12 protein-coding genes are annotated in these 18,130 nt (G+C 72.5%); 8 read left to right on the top strand and 4 right to left on the bottom strand.

The annotated features are described in order from the left end of the window. Together WG209_RS06735 and ricT are read right to left on the bottom strand one after the other, a co-directional pair. The gene (locus WG209_RS06735; protein WP_337174253.1) at positions 1-447 is read right to left on the bottom strand and encodes a Minf_1886 family protein; all 447 of its coding nucleotides are present in this window, start codon (positions 445-447) and stop codon (positions 1-3) included. After that, entirely contained in the window at positions 444-1,319 is an 876-nt protein-coding gene (gene ricT / locus WG209_RS06730; RefSeq protein WP_337174252.1) for a regulatory iron-sulfur-containing complex subunit RicT, read from the bottom strand. Before ricT ends, WG209_RS06735 begins: the two co-directional genes overlap by 4 nt. A gap of 229 nt (positions 1,320-1,548) precedes the next feature. On the opposite strand from ricT, the gene WG209_RS06725 reads away from it, so the two are divergent. Together WG209_RS06725 and WG209_RS06720 are read left to right on the top strand one after the other, a co-directional pair. After that, the gene (locus WG209_RS06725; protein WP_337174251.1) at positions 1,549-3,633 is read left to right on the top strand and encodes a DUF4041 domain-containing protein; all 2,085 of its coding nucleotides are present in this window, start codon (positions 1,549-1,551) and stop codon (positions 3,631-3,633) included. A gap of 87 nt (positions 3,634-3,720) precedes the next feature. Beyond that, on the top strand, positions 3,721-3,939 hold the full coding sequence (locus WG209_RS06720; RefSeq protein WP_337174250.1) for a Trm112 family protein: 219 nt from the start codon (positions 3,721-3,723) through the stop codon (positions 3,937-3,939). 63 nt (positions 3,940-4,002) lie between these two features. On the opposite strand, the gene WG209_RS06715 is transcribed toward WG209_RS06720, so the two are convergent. Beyond that, positions 4,003-4,992 carry a M48 family metalloprotease gene (locus tag WG209_RS06715; RefSeq protein WP_337174249.1) on the bottom strand — a complete coding sequence of 330 codons (990 nt, stop codon included), beginning with the start codon at positions 4,990-4,992 and terminating at the stop codon, positions 4,003-4,005. 230 nt (positions 4,993-5,222) lie between these two features. On the opposite strand from WG209_RS06715, the gene WG209_RS06710 reads away from it, so the two are divergent. The 3 genes from WG209_RS06710 (at position 5,223) to WG209_RS06700 (ending at position 8,216) form a co-directional block, all read left to right on the top strand. Continuing rightward, a complete protein-coding gene (locus tag WG209_RS06710) occupies positions 5,223-6,692 on the top strand; it encodes a trypsin-like peptidase domain-containing protein (RefSeq protein ID WP_337174248.1) in 1,470 nt (489 codons plus the stop codon). A 40-nt stretch (positions 6,693-6,732) separates the two neighbouring features. Beyond that, complete coding sequence (locus WG209_RS06705; protein WP_337174247.1) at positions 6,733-7,092, top strand: hypothetical protein; 360 nt, start codon at positions 6,733-6,735, stop codon at positions 7,090-7,092. Between the two features lie 314 nt (positions 7,093-7,406). Next, complete coding sequence (locus tag WG209_RS06700) at positions 7,407-8,216, top strand: alpha/beta fold hydrolase (RefSeq protein WP_337174246.1); 810 nt, start codon at positions 7,407-7,409, stop codon at positions 8,214-8,216. On the opposite strand, the gene WG209_RS06695 is transcribed toward WG209_RS06700, so the two are convergent. Further along, complete coding sequence (locus WG209_RS06695) at positions 8,198-13,222, bottom strand: C39 family peptidase (RefSeq protein WP_337174245.1); 5,025 nt, start codon at positions 13,220-13,222, stop codon at positions 8,198-8,200. The genes WG209_RS06700 and WG209_RS06695 overlap by 19 nt on opposite strands. Positions 13,223-13,484: 262 nt before the next feature. Here WG209_RS06695 and WG209_RS06690 point away from each other — a divergent pair, with 262 nt between their 5' ends. The 3 genes from WG209_RS06690 (at position 13,485) to WG209_RS06680 (ending at position 18,020) form a co-directional block, all read left to right on the top strand. Then, positions 13,485-15,905: a DUF1559 domain-containing protein gene (locus WG209_RS06690; RefSeq protein ID WP_337174244.1), complete on the top strand. Its 2,421-nt coding sequence runs from the start codon at positions 13,485-13,487 to the stop codon at positions 15,903-15,905. Between the two features lie 507 nt (positions 15,906-16,412). Beyond that, a complete protein-coding gene (locus tag WG209_RS06685) occupies positions 16,413-16,940 on the top strand; it encodes a hypothetical protein (RefSeq protein WP_337174243.1) in 528 nt (175 codons plus the stop codon). Between the two features lie 18 nt (positions 16,941-16,958). Continuing rightward, positions 16,959-18,020: a diacylglycerol kinase family protein gene (locus WG209_RS06680; RefSeq protein ID WP_337174242.1), complete on the top strand. Its 1,062-nt coding sequence runs from the start codon at positions 16,959-16,961 to the stop codon at positions 18,018-18,020. Positions 18,021-18,130: the final 110 nt, after the last annotated feature.

The following is an 18,130-nucleotide window of genomic DNA, read 5'->3' as shown; positions in this document are numbered from 1 at the left end:
TCAGTCCTCGTCCGCGGGGTCGGGTTCGTCGTCCGGGTCGTCGTCGGCCAGGGGGGCGGGGCGGAAGTCGACGTCGAAGTCGAACACGTCGTCGAAGTCCTCGCGGCGGTCGGTGGGGGTCTTGTCGAGGTCGCCGGAGGCGATCAGGTTGTAGACGATCTCGCCGATGTCGGACGTGGATCGCAGGCCCCAGCGCCCCAGGACCGCCGCGGCGAGCCGGTCGTACTCGCGCAGGGCCAGCCGGCGCGCGGCCAGGCAGAGCTGCCGGCCGGTGACGTGGCCGGAGACCCCCTTGCCGCGACGACGGCCGCGGGGGGCGCGCCGCGCCTCGCGCAGCTTGCGGTCGCGGGCGAGGTGGAGCGCCTCCAGGACGAAGGCGTAGGCCTCCAGGGAGTAGCGGGGGTCGCGGGCGATCACCCGGCCGATCTGGTCTCGAAAGGCGTTCATGCCAGGGCCTCCGGCGAGGGTTCGTCCCCCTCGTCGCGGTCGTCGTGCCGGCGGGGGGGGCGCGACGGCCGGGGCTCGACCGAGAGGACGTCGGCCGCGGCGATGATGATCCGGCGGCCGTCCTCGTACTCGACGACGAGCTTCCGGGCCAGGACGTCCTGCGCCACGACCCGGCCGCGGCCCTTGGGGGTCGCCACCCGCGAGCCATTGGGGGGGAGCGTCTCCTCGGCCTCGCGATAGGCGTCGTACTCGTAGCGCAGGCAGCACTTCAGCCGGCCGCAGCGCCCGGAGATCTTCGACGGGTCGAGCGTGGTCTTCTGGAGCTTGGCCATCTTCATGGAGACGGGGGGCATCCGCGACAGGTGGGTGTTGCAGCAGACGGGCTTGCCGCAGTCGCCGTAGTCGGCCAGCAGCTTCGCCTCGTCTCGGATGCCGATCTGGCGCATCTCGATCCGGGTGCGGAGGGCGCGGGCGAGGTCGCGGACCAGCTCGCGGAAGTCGACGCGCTTCTCGGCCAGGTAATAGAAGATGATCCGCTCGCGGCCGAAGAGGATCTCCACGTCGACCAGGTTCATCTGGAGCCGTCGCTCGGCGACCAGCCCCTGGCACGTGGCGAACGCCAGCTTCTCCAGCGAGGGGAGCGTCCGCTCGTGCTGGAAGTCGGCCGCGTCGGCCAGCCGGAGGAGCTCCCCCGGGTCGCGCCGCTCGAGCGCCTGCGCGGCCTTCTCCGAGAGCGGGCAGAGGACCTCGCCCAGCTCGACGCCGCGGTCGCTGCGGATCACCACCCGCTGCCCCCGCGCGTGCTCCGTCCCCGGCGGCGGATAACACGCCCCCAGGATCCGCATCCGACCATAGCGCACGACGTAACCCATCCGGGGATTATGACCTCCCCCCGCCCCGCGCGGAAGGGGAGAACCGGCCGACGCCCCCGAAGGCTACAAGCAACCAGGATTCATCGCATCAAGTCTTGCGGCCCGAAGCGGACATTCTTGATAATGAATGCCATGCTTGCATAATGTTGTGGGGCCGAGGAGTCCCCGATGTGTACCTCGCGCGGCGGCAAGGATCGACTCGCCGCCGCGCCTTCCGTGGACGCGAATCATGCTCTATCTGGTCCTGATCGTCCTCGTCTTCGTGCTGGCGGGGGTCGCGGCCTACGGGATATTCAAGGCGAGCGATCTGGAACGGCGACTCCGTCAGACCGAAGACGCCTGGCACGAGGAGGAGGAAGCATACCTCGCAGCGATCGGCGGGGCCGAGGAGCGTGCCAAAGTTTCCGAGGCTCGGTTCGGGGAGTTGGCCGCCGCGAGCGCCCGCGAGATCGCGCAGGTGCAAGAGCGTAATCGGGACGTCATCGCCGCTCACTCTCGCGAAATCTCGAAGCTGGAGGAGCGCAATCGGGCCTGCGTCCAGCGCATTCGGGAACTCGATCGCGACCTCTGGCATACGAAGGACACCGCGGCGAGGCATGAGGCCGAACTCTTGTCCGAGCTGACTAAGCTGGAGAAGATTCGACACGTTCCAGGATTGATCGAGCGCGCCGAGAGGAAGTCTCAGGCCGCCGAGGCGATGATGGCGGAAGCCAAGGAGTTCGCCGAAGCCGCCTTCCGACAGGCCGAGGCGGATGGACGGGAACGGGCCCGGGTGATCACGGCCCAAGCCCAGGCTGAAATGGAAGCGGCCCGGCGGTATCGCGAGCAGCAGACCGCTTTCGCGGCGTCCATAGAAGAAGAAGCCCGCAACATCCTTGGAGCCGCAGGCTTGCAGGCTCGTCAGGCCCTGGACGAGGCACGGGCCGAGGCGCGCGAGCTGGCGTCGAAGGCGCGGAAGGACGCCAAGGAGAAGCGCGAGCAGTCCAAGGCGGCGCTGGACCTCGTGACGAAGTACGCGCTGGAGATCCGCCAGCAGGCCGAGCACAGGGCGTGGGAGATCGCCGGCGACGGTTACAACGCCAAGGCACGCGTCGACGAACTCCGGGCCGAGGCCGAGGCGCTCCAGAATCGCATCAAGAACTACGAGGGCGTCTACCTCGTGCCGCCGGGTCACATCCTCGACGAGCTGGCCGACGAGTTCGGCTTCAGCAAGGCGGGGGAGAAGCTGAAGCTCGCCCGCGAGCGGACCGCGCTCATGCAGGAGAACGGGACGGCCGCCACCTGCGGCTACCCCGACGGCTGGAAGAAGGATCATGCGCTGAAGTTTGTCCTCGGCACCTTTAACGGCAAGGTCGACACGGTCCTGGCCCGCGTGAAGCCCGCGAACCAGGGGAAGCTCATCCAGGAGATCAAGGACGCCTACGCCCTCGTGAACAAGGACGGCGAGGTCTACAAGGACGCCAAGATTCGGCGCGAGTATCTCGACTCGCGGCTCGACGAGCTGAAATGGGGCGTCGCCGTCCAAAAGCTCAAGGAGAAGGGCCGCGAGGAGCAGCGGGCGATCCGCGAGCGCATGCGGGAAGAAGCCAGGGCCCAGAAGGAGATCGAGCGCGCCGTCAAGCAGGCCGAGCGGGAGGAGGAGCTGGTCAACAGGGCCATCAACAGGCTTCGCCAGCAGCTCGAGGCGGCGAGCGAGGCCGAGCGGGCGAAGCTGGAGGCCCAGTTGCAAGAGATGGACGCCAAGCTGGTCGAGGCCGAGGAGCGGGGCCGTCGGGCGATCTCGATGGCCGAGCAGACGAAGAAGGGGCACGTCTACATCATCTCGAACGTCGGAGCCTTCGGCGAGAACGTCTACAAGATCGGCCTGACGCGACGGCTCGAGCCGGGCGACCGCGTCCGGGAGCTGGGAGGGGCCAGCGTGCCCTTCCCGTTCGACGTCCACGCGATGCTGGAATGCGACGACGCCCCGGCCACCGAGGCCGCGCTGCACCGGCGGTTCGTCGAGCGCCAGGTCAACAAGGTCAACCGTCGCAAGGAATTCTTCCGGGTGAGCGTCCGGGAGCTGAAGGAAGCGGCCGAGGAGATGGGGCTCGCCGGCAAGTGGACGATTGAGTCCGCGGCGAGCGAATACCGCGAGACGGTCGCGCTGGAGCGGGCGATGGACTCCGACGCGGACGTCCGGCGGACGTGGCTGGAGCGGCAGGCGACGCTCGACTTCGGCGCCGGCGCGTTCGACGAGGACGAGGAGGCCGAGGAGGCCGAGGACGCCGGGGCGCCGGAGCTGGAGCCGGCCGGGGCGAGATCCATCTTCTAAGGATTCGCACGAGCGGCCATAATGCGGCCGAGTGGATCGGCAAGGGATTCGGCCGGCGCGGCCGGCGCTAGGGATGGGACGCGAACCATGATCAAAGACGACCTGCTGGCCATCCTCGTCTGCCCCCTGGGGCGCGCCCCGCTGCGCCAGGAGGGGGATTCGCTGGTCTGCACCAAGTGCGGGCTGCGGTACGCCGTCCGAGACGGCATCCCGAACATGCTGTACGAGGAGGCCGAGCTGCCGGAGGGCGTGAAGTCGATCGCCGACCTCGCCTGCGCCAAGGAGGCCGGGGTCGCGGCCTCCTGAGCGAGTCGAGGCGCCGGGGCGCGGGGCGGCGATGCGCCGCGCCGCCGGCGCGCGGGCGATCGATCAGGCGTGGACTTCGAAGAAGCGCGTGATGTGCGACAGCCGCTTGCCGATCGGCGGATAGGTCAGGTACTGCCTCAGCAGCCAGCCGGACAGGCCGGAATAAATGGTGTCGGCCTGCTCGGTTAGGTCGGCCTCGTCCAGCCTGGCGTGCAGCTCGTTGCCGGCGACCAGCCGCTTGAGGGCGGTCTTGGACGACTCCAGGTCCCCGGCGGCGGCGCAGCCGCAGGCGTCGCAGGTCAGCTCGCGGGCGGCCTTGTAGGCGGCCGGCTTGTAGATCTCGAACACGCCGCGGGGCCCGTGGTCCAGCATCGTGTGGCCCAGCTCGTGGCCGAGCACGAACCGCAGCTCCGCGGGGTTGTCGAGCGACCCCTCCAGGAACGGCGTGAGCAGGACGATCACCCGCTTGCGGGCGAACTTGATCGCGAAGGCGTTCATCTCGCCGGCGTTGAGGATGATCACGCGCGGGGGCTCGGCGACGCCGAAGTGGTCGCAGACCTCGCGCAGCGCGGCCTCGACCTCGGGGAACTGCCGGGGCGTGGACAGCACGCCCATCGCCTGGAGCTTGCGGACGTTGTACTCCGCCAGCAGCCGGTTGACGATCCAGCCGATCCCGTAGAAGACCAGGATCGCCCCCATCGTCCCCACGGCCAGCAGGGTCAACATGACCCAGATCAGGGTGTTGACGACGTAGACGCCGGGCCGCTTCTTCCGCTCCTCGGCCGAGACGCAGGCCGCCGCCGTCCGGACGTTCGCCAGCGGGGCCGCGGCGCGGCGGGCGGATCCGTTGGGATGGGCCGCCCCGTTGGGATGGGCCGGCGCCGCGTCGAACAGCCCGCGGCATCGTGACGCGGCCACCCAGGGGCCATCGGCCCCTCGCCGCACCTGGTCGCCCGGCGCCAGCCGGCCGCTTCCGGCCAGGCCCCGCAGGCCATGGTCGTCCACCGGCCCCTCGACCCGCCCGTCGATCATGCAGTACCAATGGTCGTTCATCGATCGTGCCTCGCCCGTGCCAACTCTCGCCCCGAAATCCACGGCCGTGCAATCTATCGGCACGGATTGGCGTCATCAATAAATCGTCGATCCACTCCCTCGTTTCGGCGTCGCCGTGGCGTTTTCGCTCTCGGGTTGCGGCCGGGCCGCGGCGTCGGGACAATGAGCGGGGACGGCCCGGACCCGAAGCGAGTCCGCCATGACGACGGGCCGATCGGGAGGATGGGTCGATGTCGTTCCTGCTCTGCCTGGCCTGCGCGGCGACCGCCTGGCAAGACGGCCCCCGCGCCGAGGCGCCGGCCGCGCCCGCCGCGATGGACGTGGTGGTCGCGTTCGAGGAGGCCCTGACCGGCGCGATCGCCCGGACCGAGGGCTCGGTGGTGGCGATCCACCGCGACAAGTCCGAGAACGCGGGCGAGACGCTGGCCGTGCGCGGCAAGCCGCGGCCCCGTCGTGTGATCGGCGACGAGGGGCGGCCGAGCCGCCCGGCCGACGACGTGGCCATCTCGTTCGACTTCGGCGCGGGGGTGGTGATCGGCGACGACGGCGAGATCCTCACGGCGTTCCACGTCGTCCGGGGCGCCACCCGGCTGATCGTCCGCGCCGCCGGCCGCCAGGAGTTCGACGCCGAGGTGATCGCCGCCGACCCCCGCAGCGACCTCGCCGTCATCGTCCCGGTCGCCGGCCCCGGCCTGGAGCCGCCCGACCTCAAGCCGATGCCCATCGGCGACTCGTCGACCCTGCGCAAGGGCTCGTTCCTGATCGCGCTGGGGAACCCGTTCAACTCGGCGATGCAGGACGGCCGGGCCGCCGCGACGTGGGGCATCCTTTCGAACGTCGCGCGGCGGGTGGTCTACGACCCGGAAGTCTGGCCGGTGCTGGGGAACGACCCGCGCGCCCGGCAGTTGCCCCATCAGCCGATGCTGTTGCAGCTCGACTCCAAGCTGAACCTGGGGATGAGCGGCGGGGCCGTCGTGAACCTGAAGGGGGAGTTGGTGGGCCTGACGACGACCGCGGCCAGCCCCGCGGGCTACGACGCCATGGCCGGCTACGCCTTCCCCATGGACCCCGCGGGGCGTCGCGCGGTGGAGACGCTGAAGCAGGGGAAGGAGGTCGAGTACGGCCTCATCGGCATCACGCAGACCGACTCGCGCGGCGAGCTGGACGCGCGGCCGCCGAACCGCATCGACGGCGTGGCGCCGAACTCGCCGGCCGCGCAGGGGGAATTGCAGGTGGGCGACCTGTTCCTCGCCGTCGACGGCACGCCGGCCCGCGACTTCTCCGAGCTGCTGGTGGCGGTCAGCTCCCACGCGCCCGGGGACAAGATCCGCCTGAAGGTCCTCCGCGAGGGGCGCGAGCTGGAGCGGACGTTGACCATCGCCAAGTACCCGGTGAAGGGGGAGGTCATCGCCACCGCCCGCCCCGCCGCCTGGCGCGGCCTCCGCGTCGACCACCGCAGCCTGCTGTCGGTCGGCGTGGTCCCCTTCGGCCCTGCCGCGCCGGAGCCCCAGGGGGTCGCCGTCCGCGAGGTCGAGCCCGGCTCCCCCGCCGACAAGGCCGGCCTCCGCCCCTGGATGACGATCCAGGAGGCCGCCGGCCGCGCCGTCGACGTCCCCGCCGACTTCGCCAAGGCCGTCGCCGACCAGAAAGGCCCCGTCCGCCTGATGACCGACCGCGGGCCGATCACCGTCGGGCCGTGAGGTGGGCCTTCCGCGGAAGGGTGACGCCGGAGCGACGCCGATGTACCGGATCCCCGCCGATCTCGACCTTTCCCCGGCGGTCGGGGAATCCACGACTCAGATCCGCGTAGGCCGGCACGATCTCCACTTCGCGTTCGGCCCCGTCCATTTCGCGGTGCAGTCGCCGATTCGACTCTTCCGCGACGGACGGCTCGTCGCCTCCTGGGAGGGGGGGCGGTGGCCTCCCCCCGACTTCTACGACGTCATGGACGCCGAGGTCCGGCGATGGAGAATCCCGGACGATCGCCGGGTCGTGCTCGAACTCGCCAACGGGATCGAGATCCATCTCGAAGACGACGCGGACGAGCACGAATGCTTCCAGATCACCGTCGAGGGGAGGCCGTCTCCATGGATCATCTGACGTGCCGACCAAGAGGATCGATCGCTCGGGAGTCATCAAGCGCATTCAAGGCAGGCCATCATGACGCCCTTCCCCCCTGGAGGGGGAAGATGGCCCGAAGGGCCGGTTGAGGGGGGGACGAGCAGGATGGCCGTCGCCGATCGCGTGGGCTTCCCCACGGGCGTCGGCCAGGGTCGGGATCCCGAAATCCGAGACCTCGCGGGCGGGCTCCCCCTCATCTGACCGCTGCGCGGTCTGTCTTCCCCCACCAGGGGGGAAGACCGTTATGATCTCGGATCAAATCGCCACCTGTCCCCAACGCCCGAGCGGAGCCCATGCGACGATTCTTTCCCCTGGCCTTGGCCCTGCTGGTCGCCCTCCCGGTCGCGGCCGATGACGCCGCGAAGGTCGTCGACGTCTCCTTCGCGGCCGCCTGCGACGGGACGGAGCAGCGGTATGTTTTGATCGAACCGACCGCGCCGGGCGTCGATGTGTTGATCGCGCTGCACGGGCACGGGTCGGACCGCTGGCAGTTCGCGACGAGCGACCGCGACGAGGCCCGCGCGGCGCGCGATTTCGCCAGGGCCCGCGGGATGCTGTTCGTCTCGCCCGACTATCGCGCGAAGACGTCGTGGATGGGGCCGAAGGCCGAGGCCGACCTCGTCCAGATCATCGCCGAACTCAAGGCCGCGAGGGGCGTTCGCCGGGTCTTCCTCTGCGGCGGGTCGATGGGGGGGACCTCCGCGTTGACCTTCGCGGCGCTCCATCCCGACCTGATCGACGGCGTCGCCGCGATGAACGGCACGGCGAACCATCTGGAGTACGAGAACTTCCAGGACGCCATCGCCGAATCGTTCGGCGGCCCGAAGTCGAGCATCCCCGATGAGTACAAGAAGCGGAGCGCCGAGTACCACCCGGAGCGATTCACGATGCCCGTCGGCCTGACCACCGGCGGGCGGGACGAACTGGTGCCGCCTCACAGTGTGCTGAGGCTGGCCGACGTCCTCGGGAAGATCGGCCGCCCCCCGCTCCTCATCCATCGCGAGGAGGGGGGGCACGACACCAACCACGCGGACGCGACGGCCATCCTGGCGTACGTCGTCGATCGGGCCGACTCGCGGGGCGCTCAGGCGCCCGGCCGGTAGATCGGCGGCGAGAGCGCCATGCGCAGCCGCGCCAGGGGGCGGCGCCAGGCGGGCAGCGGCGCGGCCGCACGCCGCGCGGCTCGACGCCAGGCGCGGAGGGCGGGGGGGCGGTCGACGGCCTGGATGGAGTAGTACCGGTTCAACCGGGCGATCTGTCCGACCGCGGCGCGGGCGGCGGTCGGGCGGTCGTCGGGGTCGGCCTGGTCGAGTTCGCGGAGGGTGGCGGCCAGGCTCAGGACGTAGCCGTGCAGGTGGTCTAGCCCGTTGACGTCGGTCGCCGCGATCCAGCGGTCGGCGGCCTCGGCGTCGCCGTCGTGGGCGGCCTCGAACGCGAGCCAGGCGCCGAGCCACGGATGGGGAGAGTCCCCCCCGGCCTCGGCGGCTTCCCGCTCGATCCGGCGCGCCTCGCCCTCGCGACGGAGGGTCCGCAGGCACAGGGCGACCGTCGTCATCATCCAGGGCTCGGCGTCCTCGCGGGTCGCGTGGTCGGCCATCCAGCGCAGGGCGGCGCGGGGCCTGCCGGCGCGCCGGAGGGCGTGGCCGGCCATCGCCCAGGCCTCGGCGTCGACGCGGGCGGCGGCGCGATGGCGGCGGAGCGAGCGGCGCAGGACCCAACTGTACGAGTTCTCACCCAGGCGGCCGAAGTGCCGCCGCAACGCCCGCCGCGCCGGCTCGCCGTCGGAGGCCAGCATGCGGCGCAGCTTGCGGCCGACGCGCATCGCGGCCAGCATCCCGCCGCGACCGGCCCAGACCTCGCCCACGGCCGGCGGGGTCTCCGGCCGGGCCAGCGCCTCCTCGTAAACTCGCCTGGCGGCGCGGGCCCACTTCGCGGCGACCATCGCCGCGTCGGCCGCGAACCAGGGCCAGTCGGACTCCACGGCGGGGGCGGCGCAGAGGCGTCGCAGGGCGTCGACGGCCCGCCTCTTGTCGCGGAGCGCCGCGGCGAGCTGGACCTCGCGGGCGAGGACGAACGCCGGGGCGGGGTAGTCGCCGCGCTCGATCAGCGGCGCGAGCGCCCGAGACGCGCCGACCGGGTTGTCGACCGCCAGCTCGACGTCGAACAGCTCGATGCGTGCGTAGTCGTACCCCGGCGCGGCGGCCACGGCGCGGGCGAAGGCCTCGCGGGCCCCGAGCCGGTCGCCGGCGCGGTTGCGGGCCTCGCCCAGCTCGACAAGCGCCGAGGGGTCCTCGCCGTAGAGGCGGACGCACTGGGTGGCCGCCTCCAGCTGCTCGGCCGGGTCGTCGTCGTGGCGCGACCATTCGAGCAGCTGGCGCCAGGCCCAGCCGTACTCGGGGTTCTCGGCGACGAGGGCGCGCATCCGCTCGCGGGCTTCGTCGCGGTCGCCGCGGGCGTGCAGGACCCACGCGGCGCGGCCGCGGAGGACGGACGGCGGGCGGTCGCCGAAGATCGGGGGCGAGCACGCGGCCAGGGCCTCGTCGAATCGGCCGGCCTCGGCGAGGATCTCGGCCTTGCGGTCGTGGACCTCCAGGTCGCGCGGGGTGATCGCCGCGACGCGGTCGAGCGTTTCCAGGCGCTCGTCGAGCGCGTCGTCGCCCAGCAGGGACTCGAGCGCCTTCCACGCGCGGGGGTCGCCGGGGCGGGCGCGGGTCAGCTCGCGCGCCAGCTCGGCGGCGGCGTCGGGCTCGTCGTCTTCCTTCGACCAGTCGGCGTAGGTCCGCCAGGCCCAGTCGTAGGAGGGCTCGTGCCGCAGCGCCACGGCCATGCGCTCGCGGGCGGCGGCCTTCTCGCCCAGGCTCCGCAGGGCGTCGGCCAGGTGGCCGTTGACCACGCCGTCGGTCGGGGAGTGGGCGACGGCCCGCTCCAGCACGGCGCGCGACTCCTCGAACAGCTCGTCCCGCTCCAGCGACCGCGCCAGCACGCAGGCGGCCTGGCCCCACGAAGGGCTGATCTGGACCGCGCGCCGGAGCGCCGCGCGCTCGCCCTCGGCGTCGTCCCGGGCGCGGAGGACGGAGGCAAGATCCAGGTGGACGCGCGGCAGGAGCGGGAACCGCTCCACGGCGCGGCGGGCCAGCGACTCGGCCTCGTCGAGCCGGCCGAGGTGGGCGGTCTCGGCGACGAGGGCCGACCAGGCGTGCCAGAGGTCGGGCCGCGCCTCCCACGCGCGGCGGAGCGTCTCGATCAGGCCCTCGGAGCCCAGCGGGCCGCGGGCGTGGCGGGCGAAGGTCAGGAGGCCGTCGCCGTAAGTGACCTGGCGCTCCAGCTCGGCGGCGACGAACGCGACGGCCTCCAGGCGCTCGGCCTGGGTCTCGGCCGTGTCGATGAGCCGCGCGACCGCGTGGTCGAGGTCGACGTCGCGGCGGACGGCCTCGCGGTAGGCCTCGCGCGCCTCGGCCGTCCGGCCGGCCTGCTCCAGCAGGATACCCCGGACGTCCGCCTCGGCCGGCGTCCCCGGCTCCAGGGCCGAGGCGACGGCCATCTCGGCCGCGGCCTCCTCGTGGCGGCCGGCCTGGCAGAGCAGCAGGGCCAGCTCGCGGCGGGCCCAGGCCGAGGCCGGGTGGATGTCCAGCAGCCGGCGCAGGGCGGGCTCGGCCTCGTCCGAGCCCTCGCCCCGCAGGTGGTCCACCAGCGCCTGGTGGAGCAGATAGTTGTGCGGCGAGCGCTCGCTGGCGGCGCGCAGGTGGTCCAACGCCGCGTCGGCCCCCTCGGTCTCGGCGATCAGCCGGGCGGAGGCGCGGACGGCGTCGATGGCGGCGGGCTCGGAGCGGAGGACGTCGCGCCAGAGCTCCAGCGCGCCGCGGAGGTCGCCTTGGGCCGCGGCCAGGCCGGCGGCGGCGCGGAGCCAGTCCCCCCGGCGGCAGTAGGGGCGGGCCTCCTCCACGCGCGCCGCGGCGCGGTCGAACTCCCCGGCGGCGACGTCGGCCTCGGCGGCGTACAGCAGCAGCTCGCCGTCGTTCGGCCGGCGGCGCAGGGCGTCGTCCAGCACCTCGCGGGCCTCGTCCGCCCGCGCCAGCATGTCGAGCGCCGCGTGGAGCGTCCGCGCCGGCGCCGAGGACGCCGAGCCGTCGCGGCGGACGCGCTCGCGCATCAGCGCCAGCGTCTCCTCCTCGCGATGGAACGCGCGCGCGGCCGAGAAGTAGGCCCGCGCCAGCCACTCGTCCTTGTCGGCCAGGCACGAGGCGAATCGGTGCAGCTCCAGCGCCTCCTCGCGGCGGTCGGCGTTCCAGGCCAGCCGCGCCAGCAGCGAGATCGTCGGCGCGTCGACGGGCCGCGCCCGATGCGCCCGCATCGCCAGGCGTTCGGCCTCGGCCTGCTCGCGGGCGTCGTCCAGCAGCTCCTCGGCGTACTGGCGGTGCAGGACCGGGTCGGCGTTGGGGGCGGCGCACGCCTCGCGGTAGAGGGCCAGGCGGTCGTCGCGACGGCCCAGCTCGCGCAGGGTCGAGAGCTGGAACAGCCGCAGGTTGACGTCGCCCGGGAACCGCTCGCGGAGGGCCTCCAGCGCCGCCAGGTTCGCGGGGGCGTCGGCGTCGTACAGGGCCAGGTGGCGGCGGGCCTGGAGGGTCAGGCGATGGTCGGGATGCTCGGCGCGCAGCGACTCCAACTCGGCCGCGGCGGCGTCGCGGTCGTGCTCGCGCAGGGCGACCTGGATCTTGTGCAGGCGGTCGTAGGGCGCGGCGTCGGGCAGTTCGATCCCGTCGAGCAACTCCGGGCGATCGGCCGGTACCATCGCCATGCCGCGCGGGCCGACGGAGCGGTAGCGCTCCAGGAACGGCTCGGCGAGGGCCTCCCCCTCGTGGGGGAGCGAGGGGTCGCGGATCAGCAGCGTGCCGCGGCGCGCGTCGTAGCCGATGACGGCCTGGAGGTGCGCGCTCATGGGCTCGACCGTCGTGAGCGTGAACGGGACGCCGCGGTCCAGCAGCGCGACGGCCGCGTCCCAGGTGACGGTGAACTCGCGGGGGATCCAGCCGTTCGCCGCCGCCCACGAGCGCTCGCGGTGGTCGGGGGTGCCGTCGTAACAGATGGCCTCGGCGACCTCCAGGTGGTCGGCGCCGCGGCCCCAGAACCTCGCCAGCGCGGTCAGCGTGGCCGGGGCGCACGTCAGGTGGTGCTGGCGGACGAACGGGACCGAAAGGCGGACGGCGCGGGCGTCGGCCGGGGCGGCCTCCATGCGGGCGGCGACCTCCTTGAAGAAGCCCTCGCCGGCCAGGCGCGCGTGCTCCAGCGCCGCGGCGAGATCTCCCGCGCGATACGCCACGTCGGAGCGTCGGCCGGCGAGCCAGCGCGTGGCCATGGCGTCCATCATCGGCGAGAGGGCCTCGAAGCGGTCGAGGCTCGCCGCGGCCTCGGCGGTCATCCCGGCCTCGGCCTGGAGGTTGGCGAGCTGCGCGACGATCACCCCGGAGTTCATGCGCGCGTCGGCCTCCGTCAGGTAGGCGATCGCGTCGGCCTCGCGGTCGAGCAATTGCAGCAGGTGGGCCTTGGCCTGGACGGCGGGGCGGTACCAGGGGCGCAGGGACAGGCTTTCCTCCGCGGCGGCCAGGGCCTCCGGGTAGCGGTCCATCGCCTCCAGCAGCGACGATCGCTCGACGCGCAGCCAGGCGCGGCCGGGCGCCATGCGCTCGGCCTCGTCGAGCCGCCGGGTGGCGCGGCCGAAGTCGCGCAGGCCGGCCAGCGCCAGGGCGTGGGTGGCCTCCCAGTCGGACCGGATGTCGTCGCTCGCCCCTTCCAGCGGGCCCACGCGGCCGAGGAACCGCCAGGCGGCCAGCGGGCCGCGGCGCGCGAGCATGGCGCGGGCGCGGTAGTAGGCGGCCTCCGGGTCGGTCGGGTCCTCGCGCCAGGCGCGCATCGGCAGGACCAGGCCCAGCCGGATCGCGCCGAGCTGCCAAGCCAGCCGGCCGGCCAGCGTCTTCGCCGCCGCGCCGGGCCAGCGCAACATCGGCCCCAGGCCCTTCGCGACCTCGTACGCGCCGAGGTAGTCTCCGGCCTCGTAGCACTCGCGGACCCGCGCGACGCCTTCCGCGGCCGTCGCCTCGATCGTCGTCGACATCGCCCGCCCCCCGCGTGGTCCGACCGGCCCGCGATCGCCCCGATGCGAATCTTGCCGAACCGTTTCGCCCCGTCGTTTCGATATGACTATACGACCGACACGGGACGGCGCGAGGGGGTTCCCTCCGGCGCGGCGGATTTCGCGCATGCAAGCCATCGGGGATTTCCCTTGCGGGCTCGCGACGGCCGTCCTATGCTGCGCGCGGTTCGTTCGGGAAACTTCAACGGGACGGCGCGGCCCCTCGCGGGCCGGGGGGGCGCGGATGGCGTTCGGGCGACGGATCGTGGCGGCGTGGCTGGCGCTGGGGCTCCTCGGGGTCGCCGCGCGGGGCGAGGAGGCGCCGAAGCCCCTGGCGCGATACGCGCCGACGGAGGGGCTCATCGCCTACTTCGAGTTCGACGGCCTCAAGGCCCACCGCGCCGCCTGGGAGAAGACCGCGGCGCGGAAGGCTCTCGAGGAGACCAGGCTCGGCGCGCTGCTGGAGGACCTGGCCCGCCAGGCGCTCGACGCGATCGCCGAGAATGACCCGAACTTCCGGCCGGTTCGCGACCAGGCGGCCCCGCTGCTGGCCCACGTCAGGGACCACGGCCTCCTGGTCGCGTTCGTCGGCGACCCCGCCGCCCCCTCTCCGCTGCTCGTCGTCCGTGGGGCGGGCCGTCCGGAGGTCCTTGAGGCCCTCTCGAAGGCCGGCCTCCCGGCCGGGGAGCCGGTCGACGAGCCTCGGGCGGGGCGCAAGCTCCTCGCGGACGGCCGCGAAGGCTTCCGCTGGGTCGAGGGGGAAGACCTCGTCTTCGTCGCCCGCCAGGGCTTCGACGCCGTCGTCGCGGCCCTGGACGGCAAGGCCCCGAGCGCGGTGGACCACCCGACGCGCTCGGCGCTGGCGAAGGTCGAGGGCGGCTTCAAGCCGGTCGCCGTCGGCTTCGTCGACCTGGCCGCGCTGCCGGAGATGCCCTCCGAGGCGGCGAAGCTGGGGCTCGACGGCGTGAAGCGCGTCGAGCTGCGCTGGGGATTCCAGGAGGAGGCCCTCGTCTCCGTGTTCCGGGTCGTCGCCCCCGCCCCCCGGCGAGGGCTCCTCGCGCTGCTCGATCAGCCGACGTTCGGCATCGATTCGCTCCCGCCGATCCCGGCCTCGCAAGAGATGTTCGGCGCGCTGTCGGTCGACCTGGCGAAGACCTACGGCATGATCGCCGAGATGGCGAAGGCGGACGGCCCGGAGTCGGCCCGGAACTTCGAGGAGTTCGAGGCCGCCGTCCGCGAGGGCCTCGGCCTGGATCTCCGCGCCGACCTGCTGCCGCTGCTCGGCCCGAAGGCGGCGATCTACCTGACCGACGTCGAGATGCCCGAGATCGACGAGTTCGACATCCGCATGATCGGGCTCATGACCTACGCCGGCTGGGTGGTCTCGGTGGAGGCGAAGGACGAGAAGGCCGTCGCCGGGCGGCTGGAAGGGCTGATCGCAAAGGCCAACGCGGCGATCGCCGCGCGGGCCCAGGGCCTCCCGATGCCGCCGCGATTCGTCCGCGAGAAGACGGAGGGGGTCGCCTACGTCATGGACGTCGGGCCGCTGAACCTGCCGCCGTTCCTGGCCGACATGGTCTCCCCGACGATCGCCGTCGGCGGGGGCCAGCTCGTCATCTCGCCCAACCGCGACGCCGCGCGGCTGGCCGTCGCGGCGGGGACCGACCCGGAGAAGGCGTGGAAGCCGGCCGAGAAGTTCATCCCGCTGGCGGAAGCCCTGCCGCCGAACATGGTCGCCCTGGGCGTGGACGACGTTCGCGAGACGATCCCGGCGCTGGTCGAAGGCCTGCCCGATATCGCGGAGTTCCTCAACGCCGCGATCGCCGAGCGGACCGGCCGCGACGAGGAGTTCATCGTGATCGACCCGGCCGACGTGCCGACGGCCGACCAACTCGCCCCGCTGCTCTTCCCGGCGTCGATGGCCCTCTCGGTGGACGACGAAGGGTTCCTCTACCGCCAACGCGAGTCGATCCCCAGCCTGAATTCGCCGGGGAGCGTGGGCGTGCTGATCGGGCTGCTGCTGCCGGCGGTCCAGTCCGCCCGCGAGGCCGCGCGGCGGGCGCAATGCGTCAACAACCTGAAGCAGATCGGCCTGGCGTTCCACAACTCCCACGACGTCCACGGCGCCTTCCCCGGCGACATCGTCGACGAGGACGGCAAGCCCCTGCTGAGCTGGCGGGTGGCGATCCTGCCGTACATCGAGGAACAGGAACTGTACGAGAAGTTCAAGCTCGACGAGCCGTGGGACTCCCCCCACAACAAGCCGCTGCTGGAGGAGATGCCCGGCGTCTTCCTCTGCCCCAGCCGGTCCGACGGCGAGGCGACCGAGACCCGTTACCAGGGCCTCGTCGGCCCGCGCTCCATGTTCGAGCCGGGGAAGAAGATCACGATCCGGGAGGTGCGCGACGGCACTTCGAACACCCTCATGATCGTCGAATCGGACGAGGGGACCCCCTGGACCAAGCCTGGCGGCATCCCCTTCGATCCCGGGGTCCCCGAGACGTTGGAGCGAATCGGCTCCAACCACGCCGGCGGCGTCAACGCCCTGTTCGTCGACGGCTCCGTCCGTTTCCTCCGCATATCCCTCACGCCCGAGATGTTGAATGCGATCGTCTCCCGCGACAACGGCGAGGTCGTCAACCTGGATGAAGCGAACGGCCGGTGAGAGGTCGCGCCTCGCGCTCCAAGGGCCGGGCGGGCGTCGTTGGATTGTTAGAGATAGCGCGACAACCGTGGCCCTGGGGCCTTCCGGGGACGAACGATCTTCCCCCCTGGTGGGGGAAGACAGACCGCGGAGCGGTCAGATGAGGGGGAGCTTGCCCGCCGAGCTTCGGATTTCGCGACGCCGCGCATGCCGTCGAGGGCGGAGAACCCCCCTGAATCCCGAAGGTCGTCTCGCTCGGCCCCCCCTCATCCGGCCCTTCGGGCCACCTTCACCAGGGGGGAAGGACGTTTTGATCGTGTCTCCCCGGCTCGACCCGGCGGGTCGCGCAAGGGATCCGGGAGAAAGTTCCGGGGCGATTGGCGGGGGCGGGGATCCGGGGGTATAGTGAAACGTACCATCGACTTTCCCATCCCCGCGCGAGCCCTCGGGACGGACGACCGGAACGGTCCCGCCCAGGTCGGGCGCGTCGGCGGTTTCTCATAACGGCCTCGTCTCAGGAGACGTCCGATGTCGACCGCGGGCAAGGTGCTCAGCGTTTTGGTCCTCCTGGCCACCATCGGCTGGATCGTCCTGGCGGCGGGGGTGGCCCAGCTCAACCGCAACGGCAACGCGGCGCTTGCCAGGCTCCACGCCGAGCTGGACAACGCCGAGAAGGGCCTGCTCCAGGCCCAGGTCGACCTGACGAAGCTCAAGGACGACACGTCGCGGTTCCAGGAGAACATGGACACGCAGCTCGCCGTGCTGCGGGCCAAGACCACCAGCGTCGAGGCCGCCGGCTCGCGCCTGAAGGGGATCCTGGCCGACATGCAGGGCCAGCTCTCAACCGTCGAGGCGACCGTCGCCAGCGCCCAGCACAGCCTGGAGATGCGCAAGCAGGAGCGGGACGGCGAGACCAAGCAGCTCGCCGACGCCCGCGCCGAGGTCCTCCGCCTCCGCGGCGTCGACGCCGAGATGACCGACCGGCTCGCGTCGCTCCGCGAGGAGTTCCGGAAGACCTACGAGGAGAACCTGAGCACGGTCTCCGGCTCCCGCTGACCCCCCCGGACGGCGCGCATGATCGATCCCGACGGATCGCCACGGGATGAAGGACCGGGGCCGGGGCCGACGCCGACAGCCGCCCCGGGCGGCTGGGTCGGCGTCGTCGCCAATCCCGCCTCGGGCGCCGGCGTCGGCCGCCGCCAGGCCGAGCGGCTCATGGCCGCGCTGAGGCCTCTCGGCCTCCGGGCCGAGCCCGCCTGGACCCCGGCCGACCGCGCGACGCTCGTCGCCAGGGCCGACGCCGACCCCTCCTGCCGCTGCCTGGTCGCCGTCGGCGGCGACGGCACCGTCTCGGCCCTGATCAACGAGAAGCCCCGCGCGCCGATCACCGTTTTGAGGACGGGGACCGAGAACCTGGCCGCCCGGCATTTCCAGCTCGACGCCGACCCGGCGCGGCTGGCCCGGACCATCGCCGCCGGCCGGACGGTGCCGGTCGACGTGGGGCTCGCCAACGGCCGCCGCTTCCTGCTGATGGCCGGATTTGGCTTCGACGGCGACGTCGTCACGCGCCACCACGGCCTGCGGACGGCCACGGGGGTCGTCCGGCCCACCCACCGCGCCGCCTACGTCGAGCCGATCCTGCGGTCGAGCTTCACCTACCGCTTCCCGTCGATCGCCGTGCGGGTCGAGGACGCCGGCGCCGAGGAGACGCTGATCGGCACCACGGTCTTCGCCTTCAACCTGCCTCGCTACGCCCTGAACCTGCCGTTCGCCCCCGGGGCGAGCCAGGACGACGGCCTGCTCGACCTGATCGTCTTCCGCGACCCCGGCCCGTTCCACGCGCTTTACTACCTGTGGCGGGTGGTGCTGGGGACGCACCTGAAGCTGGCGGGGGTGTACCATCGGCGGGCGCGGCGGATCTCGCTGTCGTCGCGGGGGACGGTCCCCGTCCAGATCGACGGCGACCCCTGCGGCCGGCTCCTCCCCCTCGACTCGGCCGTCGACCCGTCGCAGCCCGCCAGCCGTGACGTCTGGACGGTGGAAGTCCTCCCCCGCGCTCTCCGGGTCATGGTGGACCCGTCGTGGTCGGCCTCCCCCCGCCCGGCTCCCCTCGTCGCCCGCCGGCCGTTCGGCTAGAATCCCGGCGAGCGTGGAAGCGAGCCGCCCCCATTAATGCACGTGGATAGTCCCCCCTTCTCCCCTCGTGGGAGAAGGTGCCCCGGAGGGGCGGATGAGGGGGCGCGCCA

It is taken from the genome of Paludisphaera sp. (genome assembly GCF_037189885.1).
In the GTDB taxonomy this organism is placed as follows: domain Bacteria; phylum Planctomycetota; class Planctomycetia; order Isosphaerales; family Isosphaeraceae; genus Paludisphaera.
This window is presented reverse-complemented; position numbering and strand designations above follow the sequence as displayed.

What these genes read in the sequence shown, in the direction of transcription:
- WG209_RS06710 (WP_337174248.1), top strand. Translation starts at nt 5,223, where the DNA reads ATGTCGTTCCTGCTCTGCCTGGCCTGCGCGGCGACCGCCTGGCAAGAC.
- WG209_RS06700 (WP_337174246.1), top strand. Translation starts at nt 7,407, where the DNA reads ATGCGACGATTCTTTCCCCTGGCCTTGGCCCTGCTGGTCGCCCTCCCG.
- WG209_RS06685 (WP_337174243.1), top strand. Translation starts at nt 16,413, where the DNA reads ATGTCGACCGCGGGCAAGGTGCTCAGCGTTTTGGTCCTCCTGGCCACC.
- WG209_RS06725 (WP_337174251.1), top strand. Translation starts at nt 1,549, where the DNA reads ATGCTCTATCTGGTCCTGATCGTCCTCGTCTTCGTGCTGGCGGGGGTC.
- WG209_RS06715 (WP_337174249.1), bottom strand. Translation starts at nt 4,992, where the DNA reads ATGAACGACCATTGGTACTGCATGATCGACGGGCGGGTCGAGGGGCCG.
- WG209_RS06735 (WP_337174253.1), bottom strand. Translation starts at nt 447, where the DNA reads ATGAACGCCTTTCGAGACCAGATCGGCCGGGTGATCGCCCGCGACCCC.
- WG209_RS06720 (WP_337174250.1), top strand. Translation starts at nt 3,721, where the DNA reads ATGATCAAAGACGACCTGCTGGCCATCCTCGTCTGCCCCCTGGGGCGC.
- WG209_RS06695 (WP_337174245.1), bottom strand. Translation starts at nt 13,222, where the DNA reads ATGTCGACGACGATCGAGGCGACGGCCGCGGAAGGCGTCGCGCGGGTC.
- WG209_RS06680 (WP_337174242.1), top strand. Translation starts at nt 16,959, where the DNA reads ATGATCGATCCCGACGGATCGCCACGGGATGAAGGACCGGGGCCGGGG.
- ricT (WP_337174252.1), bottom strand. Translation starts at nt 1,319, where the DNA reads ATGGGTTACGTCGTGCGCTATGGTCGGATGCGGATCCTGGGGGCGTGT.
- WG209_RS06705 (WP_337174247.1), top strand. Translation starts at nt 6,733, where the DNA reads ATGTACCGGATCCCCGCCGATCTCGACCTTTCCCCGGCGGTCGGGGAA.
- WG209_RS06690 (WP_337174244.1), top strand. Translation starts at nt 13,485, where the DNA reads ATGGCGTTCGGGCGACGGATCGTGGCGGCGTGGCTGGCGCTGGGGCTC.